Below are 270 nucleotides of genomic sequence, written 5' to 3' on the forward strand. Positions count from 1 at the left end.
ACCGATGACAGTTTCGACAACTTTAGTTGCTGCGACTTCGCCGCCTTTAAATAACAGCAGGGTAGGAATACCACGGATGCCGTATTTAGGTGCAGTACCTGGGTTTTCATCGATATTCAGTTTCGCGATGGTCAGCTTGCCTTCGAACTCAGTGGCAATTTCATCCAGAATTGGAGCGATCATTTTGCATGGTCCGCACCACTCTGCCCAAAAATCGACCAGCACCAGCCCTTCGGCTTTCAATACGTCGTTGTCGAAACTGTCATCGGT

The 270-nt window shown here is 48.9% G+C and carries 1 protein-coding gene; it reads right to left on the reverse strand.

Annotated elements, in window-relative coordinates:
• Positions 1–270: thioredoxin TrxA (gene trxA, locus ACM615_RS23890; protein ID WP_431012627.1), on the reverse strand; the 270-nt coding region annotated here is incomplete at both ends.

Origin of the sequence: Rahnella sp. PAMC25617 (assembly GCF_050606005.1) — a bacterium.
GTDB lineage: Bacteria > Pseudomonadota > Gammaproteobacteria > Enterobacterales > Enterobacteriaceae > Rahnella > Rahnella variigena.